This is a genomic window from Sulfuricurvum sp. RIFOXYD12_FULL_44_77, from assembly GCF_001830725.1.
Classification (GTDB): domain Bacteria; phylum Campylobacterota; class Campylobacteria; order Campylobacterales; family Sulfurimonadaceae; genus Sulfuricurvum; species Sulfuricurvum kujiense_A.
In genome coordinates, this window is record NZ_MIBU01000107.1 from 1 (window position 1) to 15,544 (window position 15,544).

The 15,544-nt window shown below is 45.0% G+C and carries 18 protein-coding genes; 4 read left to right on the top strand and 14 right to left on the bottom strand.

Annotation, left to right across the window (positions count from 1 at the left end):
* A partial coding sequence (locus A2517_RS04610; RefSeq protein ID WP_294894607.1) for an MCP four helix bundle domain-containing protein occupies window positions 1-857 on the bottom strand: 857 nt, incomplete at its 3' end.
* A 170-nt stretch (window positions 858-1,027) separates the two neighbouring features.
* Between A2517_RS04610 and A2517_RS04615 the strand changes: the two genes are divergently transcribed.
* Together A2517_RS04615 and A2517_RS04620 are read left to right on the top strand one after the other, a co-directional pair.
* Window positions 1,028-1,888, top strand: coding sequence for a hypothetical protein (locus A2517_RS04615; protein WP_294894609.1), 861 nt, complete (start codon window positions 1,028-1,030; stop codon window positions 1,886-1,888).
* A 92-nt stretch (window positions 1,889-1,980) separates the two neighbouring features.
* A complete protein-coding gene (locus A2517_RS04620) occupies window positions 1,981-3,912 on the top strand; it encodes a diguanylate cyclase (RefSeq protein WP_294894611.1) in 1,932 nt (643 codons plus the stop codon).
* 9 nt (window positions 3,913-3,921) lie between these two features.
* Here the strand turns inward: A2517_RS04620 and A2517_RS04625 are convergent, their stop codons facing one another.
* The 9 genes from A2517_RS04625 to nifN all read right to left on the bottom strand — a co-directional run bounded on the left by A2517_RS04625 (window position 3,922) and on the right by nifN (window position 10,554).
* Entirely contained in the window at window positions 3,922-5,187 is a 1,266-nt protein-coding gene (locus A2517_RS04625; RefSeq protein ID WP_294894613.1) for a DNA polymerase IV, read from the bottom strand.
* A 60-nt stretch (window positions 5,188-5,247) separates the two neighbouring features.
* Complete coding sequence (gene rpoN / locus A2517_RS04630) at window positions 5,248-6,513, bottom strand: RNA polymerase factor sigma-54 (RefSeq protein ID WP_294894615.1); 1,266 nt, start codon at window positions 6,511-6,513, stop codon at window positions 5,248-5,250.
* Window positions 6,514-6,665: 152 nt separating this feature from the next.
* Window positions 6,666-6,956, bottom strand: coding sequence for a 2Fe-2S iron-sulfur cluster-binding protein (locus A2517_RS04635; RefSeq protein WP_294894617.1), 291 nt, complete (start codon window positions 6,954-6,956; stop codon window positions 6,666-6,668).
* Window positions 6,957-7,045: 89 nt separating this feature from the next.
* Entirely contained in the window at window positions 7,046-7,492 is a 447-nt protein-coding gene (locus tag A2517_RS04640) for a nitrogen fixation protein NifZ (protein ID WP_294894619.1), read from the bottom strand.
* Window positions 7,449-7,823, bottom strand: coding sequence for a nitrogenase-stabilizing/protective protein NifW (locus tag A2517_RS04645; RefSeq protein WP_294894621.1), 375 nt, complete (start codon window positions 7,821-7,823; stop codon window positions 7,449-7,451). Before A2517_RS04645 ends, A2517_RS04640 begins: the two co-directional genes overlap by 44 nt.
* A gap of 10 nt (window positions 7,824-7,833) precedes the next feature.
* Window positions 7,834-8,349 carry a flavodoxin gene (locus A2517_RS04650; RefSeq protein WP_294894623.1) on the bottom strand — a complete coding sequence of 172 codons (516 nt, stop codon included), beginning with the start codon at window positions 8,347-8,349 and terminating at the stop codon, window positions 7,834-7,836.
* 11 nt (window positions 8,350-8,360) lie between these two features.
* Complete coding sequence (locus A2517_RS04655) at window positions 8,361-8,813, bottom strand: NifX-associated nitrogen fixation protein (RefSeq protein WP_294894625.1); 453 nt, start codon at window positions 8,811-8,813, stop codon at window positions 8,361-8,363.
* Complete coding sequence (nifX, locus tag A2517_RS04660) at window positions 8,814-9,266, bottom strand: nitrogen fixation protein NifX (RefSeq protein ID WP_294894627.1); 453 nt, start codon at window positions 9,264-9,266, stop codon at window positions 8,814-8,816. It abuts the gene before it with no gap.
* A complete protein-coding gene (nifN, locus tag A2517_RS04665) occupies window positions 9,256-10,554 on the bottom strand; it encodes a nitrogenase iron-molybdenum cofactor biosynthesis protein NifN (RefSeq protein WP_294894629.1) in 1,299 nt (432 codons plus the stop codon). Before nifN ends, nifX begins: the two co-directional genes overlap by 11 nt.
* 112 nt (window positions 10,555-10,666) lie before the next feature.
* Between nifN and A2517_RS04670 the strand changes: the two genes are divergently transcribed.
* Window positions 10,667-11,257 carry an NAD(P)H-dependent oxidoreductase gene (locus A2517_RS04670; protein ID WP_294894631.1) on the top strand — a complete coding sequence of 197 codons (591 nt, stop codon included), beginning with the start codon at window positions 10,667-10,669 and terminating at the stop codon, window positions 11,255-11,257.
* Here the strand turns inward: A2517_RS04670 and nifE are convergent.
* From nifE to A2517_RS04685, 3 genes are read right to left on the bottom strand one after another with little or no spacing between them, the layout of a single operon-like run.
* Window positions 11,254-12,615: a nitrogenase iron-molybdenum cofactor biosynthesis protein NifE gene (gene nifE, locus A2517_RS04675; protein WP_294894633.1), complete on the bottom strand. Its 1,362-nt coding sequence runs from the start codon at window positions 12,613-12,615 to the stop codon at window positions 11,254-11,256. The two genes, A2517_RS04670 and nifE, sit on opposite strands and share 4 nt — an antisense overlap.
* Before the next feature lie 59 nt (window positions 12,616-12,674).
* Window positions 12,675-13,280, bottom strand: coding sequence for a class I SAM-dependent methyltransferase (locus A2517_RS04680; RefSeq protein ID WP_294894635.1), 606 nt, complete (start codon window positions 13,278-13,280; stop codon window positions 12,675-12,677).
* Window positions 13,281-13,282: 2 nt separating this feature from the next.
* The gene (locus tag A2517_RS04685) at window positions 13,283-14,113 is read right to left on the bottom strand and encodes a mechanosensitive ion channel family protein (protein WP_294894637.1); all 831 of its coding nucleotides are present in this window, start codon (window positions 14,111-14,113) and stop codon (window positions 13,283-13,285) included.
* Between the two features lie 142 nt (window positions 14,114-14,255).
* On the opposite strand from A2517_RS04685, the gene A2517_RS04690 reads away from it, so the two are divergent.
* A complete protein-coding gene (locus tag A2517_RS04690; protein ID WP_294894639.1) occupies window positions 14,256-14,678 on the top strand; it encodes a host attachment protein in 423 nt (140 codons plus the stop codon).
* Here the strand turns inward: A2517_RS04690 and A2517_RS04695 are convergent.
* The coding region (locus A2517_RS04695; RefSeq protein WP_294894641.1) for a PDC sensor domain-containing protein at window positions 14,675-15,544 on the bottom strand (870 nt) is incomplete at its 5' end. The genes A2517_RS04690 and A2517_RS04695 overlap by 4 nt on opposite strands.

The window sequence follows — 15,544 nt, forward strand, 5'->3', positions numbered from 1 at the left end:
ACCGTGTTAAGCTCTTGGGCGGTAGCGATACTTTCAAACGATGTCGATTTGATATTGGCGAGGATTTTTTGCAGTTCTTCCATCGAACCGTTCATTTCATAGGCTGCGGTTGAGAGTTCATCTTTTCCCTCGACTTGGATTCGCTCTTGGAGATTTCCCGAACGCAGATGGTGGATGATGTGGGAAAGAAGGGTGATTTTTTGAATCAGCTCACGGGTAATGAGTCGGAGGACAATAAAGATCACGATCATACCAATCGGAAAAATAACCGCTATCAAAAGGAGGGTTTGATTGAACTGCGTTTGTGCCTGATTGTAAAGAATCTGTGTATTTTCGAGCTGAAGCGTGATGAGAGAATCAAAAAGATCCCCCAAAGGTGCAAAACTAAAAGGGAAATCGCTTTGAACCAAGTCATGAATCTCCATAATATCACGATTCGTGATTGCGAGCTCAAGCGCGCTCATAGAGCGATCAGCCCGTGCAACTTGCATTTGCGCCTCTTCGAGGTGTTGCTGTTCTTTCTCTGTTTTCGGGGATTTTAAATACGCACTCCATTGGGTATTAAACTGTTTATGTGCCTCTTTGATCGCTTTTAGATCGTTCTCGTAGTCCCCCTGCCCTTCAGATATCAATTGTGCTTTCGCTTGAATCACATTGATCATAGCATGTTTGCTCACTCTAAGCTGATCGAGAGGATGGAGGCTTTGATCATTAATCCGCTCCAAAGAGGCGTTTGAAAAAAACATTCCCAGGACGCCGATGGAGATGGCGATGATGGCAAAAAGTTGTGTCGTCGCCACAATAAACGTAATTTTTTGGCGTATGGTGAGACGGGAGATGAGTCGGATGGAGACCATGAATGAACCTTCATAAAAAGTGCAGAAGTGTAAAACCTAATGGTTACAGAAACGAAACATTCACCTTAGCCCTATATCCTTAAAAATCCTTCCTACCTTTAAATTCTCTCCCGCTCTTAATCCATTGAGTGCTAAAACTTAAATTGAAAATTCAGATAAGGAGAGTTTTCATGAAACGGATCATCAGTATCTACACCGAACACAAAAACAGTGTTCAATATTATCTCCGCACAACGATGGAAAGTTTTCATCCTATCTCTAACGATGCCAAAGATATGCGCCGTTTTTTCGAATCCGAAAAGGCAGCCGAAGTACTCTACAGCGTCAACGATTCATTTATCCAATACACTCCCAGTTTTGGGAGAAATTACATCGATGACGATCGTAACGGAACCGATAAATCTTTTTATTTCAAATGGGTCAGTTTTGCAGAAGAGGCAATCCATATCAGTAACCCCTATCTCCATCATGTGACGGGGCTCCCTACCCTTACCGCCGTCAAACGGGAAAACAATCACTATCTTGTTGCCGATTTCGATATGCTAAAGCTCCTCGAAGAGCTTCGTCTTATCGAACATAACAGTGCCTATGAGCAGATCAACCGATTTGTAATGGGTGCCGGCGGATTATTACTGGGGTTAGTCTCTATCTATTTAATCTTTTACGGTGCCTATATTTTTTATCATATGCTCATCTCTCCCTATTCGGGAGATGCAGTGATGCATGAGATTTTTACCTCGATTATTTCTATTACGATCGGGCTTGCCATCTACGATTTGGCCAAGACACTTATTGAAAATGAGGTGCTTTTCAAAACGTTTAATTACGGTAATGATCTCCAAAACAAAACGCTCAGTAAATTTTTAACCTCCATCATTATTGCCCTCTCGATTGAGTCCTTGATGGCGGTATTTAAAATTGTACTCGATGATTACGGTAAACTGATTAATGCTTTTTATCTGATCATCGGGGTGACGTTGCTTATTGTCGGAACCGGAATTTATAACCACTTATCCCGCCAAAACAAATAAACAAGAGAGTGAGATTATTTTCTGATTCTTTTCTGATATAATCGGTGAAATATTGAATATGAATTCACTACAAGGGAGAAAGGGCTAACAGTATGAAAACGTTAAAAAATTTGTTTAGCGATTACTTTGCTAGCAAACGTATACAACAAACCCCTTATTATCTCATTGCTCTGCTAACCTTGAATATGATCATTGTCGTAATGTTCACCATTATTCTCTTATATAATCTCGGATTTAATCGTCAAAAAGATCGCTTGAAAGAGCTTGTCTCGACTCAAGCGGTTATGATTCATGTGGTGGCAGAACAAGAATTTCTTCTTCACAAAAACCTCTCTAGCGAAATGAAAAAAAAGGTCGCCGAGAATATTATTCAAAAAGTATCCCAAGCCCATTACGGATATGCCGGATTTGGAAAAACAGGAGAGTTTACCCTAGGAAAGCGTGAAGGCGATCAAATTCAGTTTTTGATCCAACAGCGCCATTATAAAATGGACAAATCTCTTCCCGTGCTATGGAACTCTCACCTTGGCGAGCCGATGCGGCGCGCTCTCAAAGGGCAAAAAGGGGTTGACATCACCTATGATTATAGGGGAGCAACCGTTCTGGCCGCGTATGTGCCGATACAAGATCTCGGTTGGGGGTTAGTCGCAAAAATAGATCTCGTTGAAATACGCGCTCCCTATATCGAAGCAGCGCAATATGCATTAGAATTAACGATTTTGTTAGCCTTGGTCGGCAGTGTCGTCTTTTGGTATTTTCTCCATCCTTTAGTACAAAACATCGAAGATTCACGCCGCTTTAACCGTATTCTGATTGAGAATTCATCTACCGGATTGGCTTTGTGTACCTTTGAGGGGGAAATTGTCGATGCCAATAGCAGCTTTTTGGACATTATCGGTTTGATGGACGACGAAGCGAACCATCTCAATTATTTTAATCTGATCGCAGACGAGCTCCGTGATCAAGAAAATAAATATATCAATACCCTTAAAAAAACAGGCTGCCTCACTCCGTATGAGAGTCTCTTTATCAATGCACATCACGAACGTATTGCTGTGAAAGTTGCGGGTAAGCTTATTTCGATGAAAGGATTATCCTATATCTGGCTGAGTGTCGACAATATTCAAGAGTATAAAATCAGAGAAGCGGAGCTTCTATTGTCCGATGCGGTATTTCACAATACCTCCGAAGTGATTTTTATAACGGATGCTTCCAGAAATATCATCAAAGTTAATGAAGCCTTTAGCAGTGTAACAGGGTTTAGCTTTGAAGAAGTCATGGGTAAAAATCCCAGAATTTTCAAATCGGGAAAACACGACTCTAAATTTTATGAAGAGATGTTTAGTGAGGTAAATACGACCGGAAAATGGCGCGGTGAAATATGGAATAAACGAAAAAATGGAGAAATTTACCCCTCATTACAAAGCATTTCAGCAGTTCATGACGAACATGGAAAGCTGATACGGTATGTGGCCCTGCTGAGTGACATTTCAATCCAAAAAGCATATGAAGAACAACTGCTCATCGATTCTCATCATGATGTTTTAACGGGCTTACCAAACCGCCTCTTTTTCAACCAAATGCTCACTCAGACACTCTCTCGGTCTGAGCGAAGAAATAAGACATTTGCCCTCTTTTTTATCGATCTTAATCAATTCAAAGAGGTCAACGATACCTACGGGCATGAATGCGGAGATATGCTCTTGAAGGCCGTAGCGGAACGGTTACAGGCAAATATACGCGCAGATGACTTTGTCTCTCGTTTGGGGGGAGATGAATTTACCATTATTTTTGAATCCATCCAGCACAATGAAGAAGCGATCAGCGTTGCCAAAACCCTTATTGACAAAACAAAACAGCCTCTTATCCTTGAGGAGTGTACTATCATCCCCTCCATCAGTATCGGAATTGCTTTTTATCCCGGACACGGCAAAGATGATTCAACACTGCTCAAATGTGCCGACCAAGCAATGTATCATGCGAAGCATCAAACAAGCGAACATTACTTTATCTACGGTACATAACCGATACCTTTACAGTTCTCCGCCGCCGCGCACGATATCCATCCCGTATTTATCCCTCATCTTCGTCACCGCATCGGTAAGGCTGCGCATTTTGGTATCGTTTTGGATTTCAAGCAGATCAAAACTTTTCGGATCATGATGGGTAAACTTGGTCGCACTCATCGCGATATAGCGGACACGGATATGGGGATGGATATCCAACTCTTTAAACTTTTCCACGGCAAAAGCGTGTAAAAACGTTTCGTTGAACAGACGATAGAGGGTGTATTGTTTTTTGGAACTTCCCCAATTCTCATACCCCAAGGAAAAAGAGTAGGTGGTGGGATTCACCCCCAGCTTCATAATCGTATGGCTCCAATGACGCACCAAAATATGGATACGCCGATACAGTTCACTCCTCTCTTGGATAGGGTGATCCATCGAGCGCGATATCCCTATCCCTTTGCGGGAACGGCTGGGCTGAATCGGCTCGTTGTCCTCGCCTCTGAGGCGTGCGTAAAGATCCCTTCCCTGATTTCCCCACGATTGTATCAATGTATCCGATTTCCATGCATCTCCGATCGTTTTGATGGCATAGCGCTCCATTTTGAGAGAGAACGCTTTTCCGACACCGGGGAAATCGCCTATGGGGATATCTCGGACGAACGATTCGATCTCATTTCGACGAACGACCCGAACACCGTAGGGTTTGGCCGCAGAGGTGGCAAGTTTGGCGATCCATTTGGAACTGCTCGCACCGATAGAGACGGGAAGCTTGAACTCCATGGTAATCCGGTTTCGAAGGTCTCGAATAAACTCATAGGTATCGGCGTCATCGATCCATCCGCCCAGATCGCCGAACATCTCGTCAATGCTGTACTGCTCCATTGCGGGGATTACGGTAGAGAGGTACTCCATCAGTTCATGACTCATCGTATGATAAAGGAGATGGTTGGGAGGGAGGACAATCAAATGGGGACAAAGGCGGAGGGCTTCATGGACGCTCATAGCCGTTTTGATCCCGTAAGCACGCGCCTCATAGCTTGCCGTCGTAATAATCCCCCGTATCGTATCCCCGTCTTTAAAATAGTTACGGCTGTCATGGTCGGCGTGAAACAAGGAGGGGACAAACGCTCCGGAATTAAGGGTCATCAATTTTTTATCGCGGGAGGGTTTTTTGTCAAAAATAAACGGATCACCCCGCCCCCCGACGGCGACACATTTACCGTTTAAAGAGGGGTTACGAACCCGCTCGCACGAAGCAAAAAAGCAATCTAAATCTAAATGGATAATCATAACAGAGATAATAGAGTGATTTTAGAGAAAACCTCTATTACCTGTCAGATTGACATAGAATTAGAGTAATTCGAGTTTGTACAAAAACAATCGCTCTTTATACGAGGGGATATCGAGTTCCTGACGGTATTTGGCGATGACACGGCGTACCATCTTCACCCCGAAACGCTCTTCGATCATCTCGTGAAGGGTTTTGTCGCTGAACGGATCATCTTTGTTCTCGCTGGAGACAAGCCGTTTGAGAAAATGTTTGATCTCAGAGGTCGATACCTCGCCGATCGAGTTGGAGAAAAAATCTTTGAACGCGTACAATCCCCGTTCCGTTTGGATGTATTTATCGGCAATCGCACGGGAGATCGTCGATTCGTTGAATCCCAGCTCATCGGCGACATCTTGAAGACGCAAAGGCTTCAACTCTCCCCCCATAAAAAAAGCGTATTGCTTTTCAAGGAGCACCAAGGCTACGTTATAGAGAGTCGCTTTGCGAAGATCGAGGAGCTTGACCAGTTCGCGAGCCTCTTTGAATTTTTGTTTCGCAAAATTATCGTATTTATCGATCATATTGACCTGTAAATCGGGATAAAAGGCATGATTGATCCGAATGTTCAGTTCCGATCCCGAAAACTCGACAAAAAGATCGGGAGTGATCTGCGCTTCCGGCTCCATATACTCCAATGCGGGAGGATTGCGAAGATGCTGTAATACCGCTTTGGCATCATGCAGTCTCGGGTGTTTGATAAATTTTTCCATCTTGTCAAACTGTAAAATCATCGCTCCGAGCAAAATACTGAGTTCATCATCCAAATCATAATCGCTGAGCTGAAATAAAAAAGACTCTTTGTAATCGACCGCTCCTACACCCGAAGGCTCCAAATGGGCAAACCGCTGACGTACCCGCTCGACTGTATAGGTATCGGTATCGCACTGTCGTGCCACCTCTTCGATAGAGCCGTCAAAATACCCCTCATCATTGATGTAATAGACGATCTGGCGTGCAATTTTTTGGGAAATCGGTGTCGGAAACAGCGGGGCTACGATCTGCTCATCGAGTTTTTCATACAACGACGTTGATGAGATACTAAGCCATTCGATTTGCTCGCTCGAAGAGTTTGAAACATAATTCTGAAATGCGCCGTAGGCCGCAGTCCCTCCGGCTACGGCGTTGGACTCTTCGAATCCCGATTTAACCTCTAAACATGGGTTTTCATTCGTAATAACCTGCAAATGTTTTTCGAGATCGTTTAGGGAACATTGCAAGAGCGGTAGCCACGTCTGCATCGAGAGTCTTGGCAGTTGCTTTTGTTTATAAGAGAGTGAGGTTTGCATAATAATCCGCCTAAAAAAATACACATTTACGCAATCAAATGCATATTTTGTTCTTATGAAAAGTATAGGCTTTTTTTAAGCAGTTATATGATTAAAAAAGAGGCAGTTTCCGTTCGTGGTGAGCGAGTCGAACCATGAACGGAAGTTTAAACTTAGTATTTGATGCGAACCAATCCGTTTGGTGCAACGACTTTCATTTGACAAGCAAGACGGGCTTTTGGATTACTTTCGTTAAGCGTTTTAAGTACCGCTTTCTCTTTATCCGTTGTAGGGCTCATATACTCCATACCGGATTCGATCATTACGACACAAGTACCGCACTCACCGTCACGGCATCCGAACGGCAACGCACTTCCTGAAGCTTCAACGATATCTTGAATCGTTTTGCCCGGTATGACGTTGATCGCCAAAAAGTCATTCATAATTTCTACACGTGTTGTCATCCCAACTCCTTTGTTGATTACGATTATTTAGCCGCGAGGGCACCAATTCCGCTTGATACGGTATGCAAAAATCTCAGAAGATGTTGATATTACTCCCCCTCTTCTTGAGATTGCGCCGCTTTTTCAGCGGCTCTTTGGGCACGGTGTTCTTTGATCCATCGAAGCTCTTCGGCGACTTCGTCGTATCCGTCATCTTCGAGGGCACTCTCCAGTTCCGCTTCGCGGCATCCGAAAACCAATCCCTCTTCGATAAAGTTCACTTCGTACACCCGTATCGTCTGCAAAAAATCGCCGATGGCTCTCACATACCCTTCGGCTCCCGCTTCGACGAGCGTCTCACCGACCCCAGCATGAGGATAGGTTCCATCATTGCGGATCGCTTTTATGAGACGTACCCGCTGACCGACCCGATACAAAGAGAGGATTTCGTCTTTTGTCGACATTTTATAAAGATTGGTTCGACGTGCCTCATCATTAATCGGCATATCTTCTTCAGAAACTGATACTGTGGTTTGTGGTACAGGCGTGGACTCCATTACTCACCTCCTCTATAGTACTACAGCTGCTCGATGTGGAACAGGTACCGCAGGCACTCGGTTTATCAAACATTTCCCAAACATCTGCCGCTGAGGGACTGTAGCCATTTTCAAAATTTTTATAGACAGTGATCAGGGCAAATCGGTAATACTCGAGCAGTTTCTCGTCATTTCCAAAATCGTGCCCCTTGGCTTTTTCTACCAACTCACCAAATTTTTTCATCATATGGAACCGTTTGACTTGAACCAAACGTTCATCATATTCAAGATCAAAAAAATCAAAGAAATCTTCCGTATCGCTTATTTGTTCAAATTCAGCTAACGTTCCCATAATAATCTCCTTATAATCCCATCTCACTTTTGAGTTGGCTTGCCCATGTTTGGACACGTTCTTCGGTCAAATCTTTTTGGTTGACATCATCGATCCCGAGACCGCAGAATTTTCCCTCACGTTCCGCCAGTGAAAATTCATAGTCGTATCCGCTGGTCGGAATAAATCCGTGTGCTTCAGATCCGAGAGAGACAAACAGATCGTGCATTTTTCCCAAGGCGCTCAAAAAGTGTTCGCCGTGAGTCTTTTGATCGCCCGCACCGAAAAATGCCACTTTTTTACCACTCAAATCGGGACGTTCGTTATCCAGTTCATAGAGGGGATCAACCCAGTCACGCTGTGGATCACCCTGCCCCCACGTAGACGAACCGAGGATCAATACATCGTAATCCTCAAACTGATCGATCCCGTCAAAATCTTCTTCCATATCGATGAGTTCAGCACCTTTGATCTCATCTGCCAATAGTTCTGCCGCACCCCGTGTGACACCGCTGCTGCTACCGAAAAAAATTCCTACTTTTGCCATCTTAAGACTCCTTATCCTTGTTTATTGCATGGTTTGTATTGTTCGTAAATCGCGATTGCATTAGAGAGGTGTTTATCACCGTCTTCAAACAGTGCTTCGTATGTTCTAAACCCGAAGCGGTGTGCATCTTTAAAATACTTATCGACGATACAGATACGATCGGCGATGATGGCACATCGTCCGAACCCCTCATGACTCATCTCCATAATAACATTGCACACGACACCCGTTTGTCGCTCAAATGCCAAAGCGATCGCTTTATAGATCATTTTGATATCGTTGGTGAGCATCTCATCAATGTCAGCGATCAAAGGGATAGATTTAAGATCCTCTTTGGTTTTGACGTATTTTTTCATTAACAACTCTTCATCACTCGTTTTTGCCCAGTTACCGAACTGATCGAGTGCACGGATTTGACGTATCAACTCCACTCCGAACGCATTCATTTTCTTTTCCGCTTCCATTTATTCTCCCTCTGCCCATCGGTCTTGTCGCACATCGTGCTCGGTCTGCATATGCATGATATTTTTAATCCATGGCGGAGGATTAGAGTTGATCATTTGCACTAAACTTTTGAGGACATCTTCGATCCGTGTAGACTCATTGGCCTTCATCGGATGGATTCCCGCTCGGATCACTTTTGCCGCAGCCGTTCCCCCGATACTCTCGCTGTACATGATATTGACACCCTTGAGGGCACGGACACGATAATCGGTCTTGTCGTCATCTTCGGGAGCGACGCTGTCGGTTTTAATCACCTCGGAGAGTTCAAACCCCTCTTTGGAAACGTTGTAAACGACGAACTCTTTCGCACCCCCGAAGTGGGCATTGATCTCTTCCATATCTTTGGTCGCAAAAGCAACTTTGATCGCGTTTTCCATTGTTTTATCCCCTTCGACTATGATTTTAGTGTTCATGTTTGACCTTTCTCAATGTGTTGGCTATCTCAAACAAAAAGTACGTACTACCTTCATACAGCTGATCGTTTTTGAGCTGGTTCCCTAACTCTTCATAGTTCGGGAATCCTCGGAGTACGAGCGCAGTATTCTCTACCGTATGCAAGATTCGTTCTGCATGGAAATTACTGATAACCATATCCGCACGATCAAAGAAACGGCGCGCATCTTCTAAATCACCGACGAAAACATTTTCCGCTTCGATCGTGTGAAGAGCATCGCTAAACGTCGTCGATACCGCCGCAATAACAGTTCCCCCGACACTGCGCAAGAGTGCGCATATGCCGACAAGCATATCAGGCTCTCCCGTTACGACGAAATGGGACGTTCCGATAAGAAAATGGCTGTCCAGCATCGTATCTTGCAGCCGTGAACGCCACCGTTTAATCATCGGTTTTGGCTCAGAGTGTCGTATTTTCATCAGTGCACTAACAAAATTGTCACACCCCTCCAATCCCATCAGATGATCGAAATGGATATGCTCTATTGCAGGGTTCTTTTTTTGCAGAGCAAGTGCCGATTTTTTCATCGATGCTCCGATCGAAATTACGACTGAAGATGTGGCTAAATCTCGGATTTGATCCACTGTGATTCCGCCGTTTGCTAATTTTCCCTGCCCCGCTTCCCAATATCCGTCCAGTGAGGTAGAGAGATCGGGGAGTGCATAAGTCTCAAATCCGAAATCCTCACAGAGAGATTTGATCTTCTCCACCTCGATAGGCTGCATACTCAAATGGGGGAGAAAAACAAGTTTATTCGGTTTTGTCTCGGTCGCGGCCTCGGTGAGCTGTTCAATCATCGCTGTGACTGTGAGCGCCCATCCGCTCTCCATCCCCCCCTCATAATCGGGAGTGTTGACGAATACATAAGGAATCTCGATATGCATCCCCACACCCCGCACATCATCCCCTTTGGTCTCGGTCAGACCCGTCGTGTGCAAACCGATCATAGAGGGTTTGAGATTTTTATCTTTGTTTTGGATATTCTCTATCGCCATCAAAATTGAATAATCCCCACCATCAAGCACGGCGGTGATGTCGCTCACGGAGGTGTTGTTGATCGCGATAGGTTCGTTGAAATGGCGGGTAAAAAAAACCTTGGTATACGAAGCACACCCTTGCGCCCCGTGCATGAGAGGCATACAATCTTTAACCCCTAAAAATGCGAGGGTTGCACCCATCGGCTGGGAGTGTTTGATCGGGTTGACTTGAAGCGGTTTGTGCTCTGATCGTGTGAGGGAGAATTCCATGGTAACTCCTTGATATAAGGTGTTATGCAAGAAGCGTGCGAGATCGACTCTTATCTCCCATTAACCCTATCGGTGTACAATCCTTCTCTATATTCATCTCAGGAAAAATACTATGAAACACGTCCTGCTCCTCAACCTCCACCAAAAATATGAAGGGTTCGCCAACGGCAATCTAACCCATAATCTCCTCAATGAGGCAAAAAAGTTTTTTAGCGCAAACGGCTATGAAGTACGTGAAACATCGATTGAGGAAGGATACGATGTTGCCGAAGAGCTCGAAAAGTTCAAATGGGCCGATATTTTCTTCGTACAGTCTCCTGTTTACTGGATGGGACTTCCGTGGCTGGCAAAAAAATATGTCGATGAAGTATTCACGGGCGGAAACAACACCGTCACTTATGTCAGCGACGGGCGGAGCCGTGACGATGCCTCCAAAAAATACGGCAGCGGCGGATTGATGCAGGATAAAAAATATATGCTCAGTTTTACTTACAACTGCCCGGTCAGCGAATTTAACAATCCGAACGGTTTTTTCGAGGGGATGAGTGTCGATCAAGCGAACATTGCTTTGCACAAACTTTTCCAGTTTTGCGGTGCACAGCCGCTACAAAGCTACTCCGTCCATGATGTCTACAAATCGAATTTTAACCTTGAGGATTCCCTCAGAGAACTGAACCAAACGTTAGTAAAAAACTTCGCCTAATTCACCTCCCACGGAGCCGGTTTTCCGACATTAGCAAAGACGGGATTACGAAATGCGTATTTTAAATCTTCCGCAAGATTTAGGAGTCCGCCATATCCGCCGTAGCTCGTTTTTTTCTCCTGATTAACATCGATAAAAGAGATTTTTTTCTTGATCGCGGTGTAGAGACTCCGCCCCCCCGCGAGGAGGATATGCGCCCCCGTAGAGTCGATGATTTTCCCCTGCTCGGCAGCGGGTTTTTTCATCAGAACCCCGTTTTCGCCCAAATACTCCCGTGCCTTGTCGATATCATCCTGCGTCGATTTAGCCACACTGGTAGCCACTACTTCGATCCCCAAATCTTGCAATCCCGAGGCGATCGACCACGCTTTATTACCCCCCGTGTTGAGCACCGCTTTTTTACCCGCGAAAAGGGCTTTATAGGGGGCAATTTTTTCTTCTAACGCCGCCTCTTCCTCGGCAATCACCGCCTCGGCACGCTCTATCAGTGCAGGATCTCCCAATGCGGCGACGATTTCGCGGATTGCGAACGTCGTATCGCGTTTTCCGTAAAATGAGACCGAAATCCACGGAATACCGTACTGCTCTTGCATCTTACGAGTCAAGGTGATGAGCGATTTGGCACACACGATGACATTGAGTTTAGCACGATGGGCGGTTCGGATATCTCCGACACGCCCATCACCGCTCATCGAACTCAATACGCGCAGTCCGATCTTCTCAAAAATGGGGAGATACTGCCACATATCCCCCGTGACGTTGTAATCGCCGATCAGGTTGATATCATAGGGTGTCGTGAATTCAGGCTCTTTGGTGCCGATGAGATGCTCTAACACCGCTTCTCCCGCGAGGCGCGAACCGAGGTTTTTACTCCCCACAAATCCTGCGGCATGGACGGGGACGATCGGAACGGCGTGTTTTTCACTCGCCTTCTTACAGGTCATATCAATATCATCGCCGACCAATGCCGTCACACAGGTCGAATAGACGAAAATCGCTTCGGGGCGGTAGTTCTCCATAATGTAGTCAATCGATGCGTCCAGCCGTTTATCCCCGCCGAAGATGACATCATTGGTATTTATCCCCGTCGTAAACCCCATCTGAGTATGATCACGTCCCGTGTAGGACGTTTTTGTCTCACGGGTCTCCCAAGACGCACCCAAACACGTTTGAGGACCGTGAACGAGATGTACGGCATCGGCATAGGGGAAAAGGGAGATTTGGGCACCGTCAAAGGCGCATCCCCCCGCCGCAAGTCCCGGTTTGGGCTTATCGCATCCCTCTCCCGGTTTTTTGTCTTTGCTGTGAGAACATGCGCTCTCGTTCATGAGTTCTTTGATTTTTGCGCGGCTGACCATAGGATACTCCTAAAGGTGAAGTATCTATGATAATGCAAGAAGCGTGCGAGATGAGGGTTTTAGCCCTTTTTACTGGCCGTTACGAGGAAAATAGGATACGTTCCGTTCTCTTTTTCAACAGTGTAGGCGTTATGAAAACGGACATGCTCAAACCCTGCATTTTCGATTGTTGTTCGCAGTCTCTCCCTCTCAAATCCGAAATGGTGTACCCCTTCGTTACCATGCGTGTGAAAGGTTCCGTCTTCCGCTTCGAGATCGGCGATGGCAATAAAACCGTCACGCTTTAAATGAGTATGAAAAGCTTTAAAAAGCTCTGCCGTATCTTCGACGTGGTGCATCGCCATCGAACTGACGATTCCGTGAAACTGTTGATTCAGAGGCTCATTCAAAATATCATGATAGAGAGGGGTTACCTCAAGCGTAGAGGTGTTTTTCAATGCCAGCTGTTCGAGCATTTTTTCGGAGAGATCGACACCGACGACACTTTTCACCAAAGGGGCAAGTTTAAAACTGAGTAGCCCCGTCCCCGCGCCGAAGTCCATGATATTCATATGATTTAATAACGAAATACGGCTCGCTATCATTTGAAAAACCGCGTGGGCGATGTTTTGGCGCATATCCCCTTTGTCCCACTCCTGCGCGGCTTGATTAAAACGCTCACTCATTCTCACCCCTCATTGGTATGTTGTATTCGAATCTCACGTTGCGGATACGGTATCGTAATATTCCCGTTTTTCAACGCTTTATAAATCGCCATATTGACCTCAAATTGTGTCTTGAAATAGTTGCGGGTCGGCACCCAATAGCGGATACCGATCTCTACGGCACTCTCACCGAAGTTTTCAATCCCGACAATCGCTTTTGTCTCGGTAGAGACACTTTCAAATCCTTCAATGGCTTCTCGAATAAGGGCAATCGCTTTTTCGGCATCGGCATCATACGAAATGCCGACACTTGATTCGACAACACGGTAATTAAAGGAGTTAACAATCACTTCGCCGATCATATTTTTGTTCGGAACGGTAATCAGCTCTTCATCCTCCGTGCGGAGCGTCGTATAGGCGAGGCGTATCTCTTCGACTTCCCCGTATACTTTATTGATCAAGATCGTATCACCGATTTTAAAAGGGCGGGTAATGATTAATGAGATTCCGGCGGCATAGTTGGCAACACTCCCCTGAATTGCCAATCCTGCGGTTAAAAAAATCGCACCCACAGCGGCGATAAAGGGGGCGATCGATATCCCCAGTTTACCGATAGCGACCACCAGCATCGCCCCGAAAATCAATACGCGGACACCGTTAGCGACAAATTTGCTGAGAGTCGGATCAAAATCGTGCTGTTCTAAAAATTTCATCAATACGTTAAAAACGTATTTCGAAAAGAACCAGCCGATTATAACAATGATCAAAGCACCGATAATCTGAAAACTGTAGTTGGCTAAAAAATCGATCACTTTAAGATAAAACTGATTCAAATAGGCTAACTCCTGATCCATAAACGGCTCCTGATTAGATGTATTCTTTGTTGGCGCTATTATAGAGTAATTCTATATCAATGCCGTAATCTTTTCTTTAACTTTATAGGAGTATCATAAATTCGAATGATTTAAAACTCTTCGCAACAAAAAGGAGCCTCCGATGGAACATAACGGCAAATTAGTTATTGTGGCAGATATGGGAGAACTAAAAAGTTATAAAGTACGAATGATTACCGAAACGAACCGCTACCATTTGGAACTGCAAAGCGATTTGAATTACATTGAGGGTCGTCAGAGCATGGGTGAAACACTTAGTGATGATCGGGGTAGATTCGGGCACAAAGCGGGGGATGATCACGGTAGTGAACATGAAAGCGAACAGCGTTTGATTCACCGAATCGCAGACGATATCTCTGCTCTTCTTGCAAATGCACAGCCAAACTCTTGCTACCTTGCATTTCCCGCAAAACATCACAAAGAGTTAACATCAGCCCTTTCTACTCGAGGACAAAAAGCTTTGGCAAAAAACATTGATGCCGATCTCGTCAAATGTCCCGTAGAAGAATTGCTTTCCCACTTCTAAATAAGGGATTTATTTTTATGGCTGACATAATTTAACACCGCCATAGAGATGATCAAAATACCGACTCCGCTAATCAGATAAAAAGCAAAATGCATATTAGTGATATCGTTGATCGCGACTTTAAAGACAACCATCAACGATTCGATGGAGAGGGCGATAATGATCGAGGTCAAAAACTTCGTCAGGGTTTTGTATTCACTCCCCTCTTCGAGAGTTAGAGAGCGGTAGAATACCTCCTGCTCCAAGATCGTTTTTGCCAAATCGTAAATCGCAATCGCCAACGTAATACCGATGATCGATTTAAAGACATACTGAAGCGTTTCATCGCCGGAACTCATAAGAGCTTTGGCAAATCCCAACAATCCATATCCTCCTAAAAAGAGCGAAAGCAATACTAACCCTCCCCCTAGCAGACCGTAAACCCATATGGAGAGTTTGGAGATGAGGCGTGTACTCTCGATCAGATGCATTTTCCCCAGTACCGCGACAAGATCGAGATCAAATACGGCAATTTTACCATCCGGGTATTTACGAGCGACCGAGACTTTCGGCTGACCGCTGTTGGCACAGATGTAGGGGTTGGAGATATAGTTACCTTTATCATCAAACTGGATACGGTTGATGAAATAGGCTCTATCGGTACCTTTTAAACTCATATCATGGCCGCTTCTGCGCCATGTCGGGGTGATCTGTTCCCCTTTTTCATCCATCAGATACATATCGGTGAGACAAGGGAGCCGTTTAAAAAATTGTTTCACTTGCTCATCATCGAAATCGTGATGAGGAGTGTCGCTGATCGTACTCAGTAAAAAACCCTCTACCGATTCACGGTTTTCACGGTATATCTGCATCATTTGTTTCATTCG

Coding starts and splice junctions, on each gene's coding strand:
- nifX (WP_294894627.1), bottom strand. CDS start 9,266: ATGAACACTAAAATCATAGTCGAAGGGGATAAAACAATGGAAAACGCG.
- A2517_RS04645 (WP_294894621.1), bottom strand. CDS start 7,823: ATGGGAACGTTAGCTGAATTTGAACAAATAAGCGATACGGAAGATTTC.
- A2517_RS04650 (WP_294894623.1), bottom strand. CDS start 8,349: ATGGCAAAAGTAGGAATTTTTTTCGGTAGCAGCAGCGGTGTCACACGG.
- A2517_RS04670 (WP_294894631.1), top strand. CDS start 10,667: ATGAAACACGTCCTGCTCCTCAACCTCCACCAAAAATATGAAGGGTTC.
- A2517_RS04655 (WP_294894625.1), bottom strand. CDS start 8,813: ATGGAAGCGGAAAAGAAAATGAATGCGTTCGGAGTGGAGTTGATACGT.
- A2517_RS04685 (WP_294894637.1), bottom strand. CDS start 14,113: ATGGATCAGGAGTTAGCCTATTTGAATCAGTTTTATCTTAAAGTGATC.
- nifN (WP_294894629.1), bottom strand. CDS start 10,554: ATGGAATTCTCCCTCACACGATCAGAGCACAAACCGCTTCAAGTCAAC.
- rpoN (WP_294894615.1), bottom strand. CDS start 6,513: ATGCAAACCTCACTCTCTTATAAACAAAAGCAACTGCCAAGACTCTCG.
- A2517_RS04635 (WP_294894617.1), bottom strand. CDS start 6,956: ATGACAACACGTGTAGAAATTATGAATGACTTTTTGGCGATCAACGTC.
- A2517_RS04690 (WP_294894639.1), top strand. CDS start 14,256: ATGGAACATAACGGCAAATTAGTTATTGTGGCAGATATGGGAGAACTA.
- A2517_RS04640 (WP_294894619.1), bottom strand. CDS start 7,492: ATGGAGTCCACGCCTGTACCACAAACCACAGTATCAGTTTCTGAAGAA.
- A2517_RS04615 (WP_294894609.1), top strand. CDS start 1,028: ATGAAACGGATCATCAGTATCTACACCGAACACAAAAACAGTGTTCAA.
- A2517_RS04680 (WP_294894635.1), bottom strand. CDS start 13,280: ATGAGTGAGCGTTTTAATCAAGCCGCGCAGGAGTGGGACAAAGGGGAT.
- nifE (WP_294894633.1), bottom strand. CDS start 12,615: ATGGTCAGCCGCGCAAAAATCAAAGAACTCATGAACGAGAGCGCATGT.
- A2517_RS04625 (WP_294894613.1), bottom strand. CDS start 5,187: ATGATTATCCATTTAGATTTAGATTGCTTTTTTGCTTCGTGCGAGCGG.
- A2517_RS04620 (WP_294894611.1), top strand. CDS start 1,981: ATGAAAACGTTAAAAAATTTGTTTAGCGATTACTTTGCTAGCAAACGT.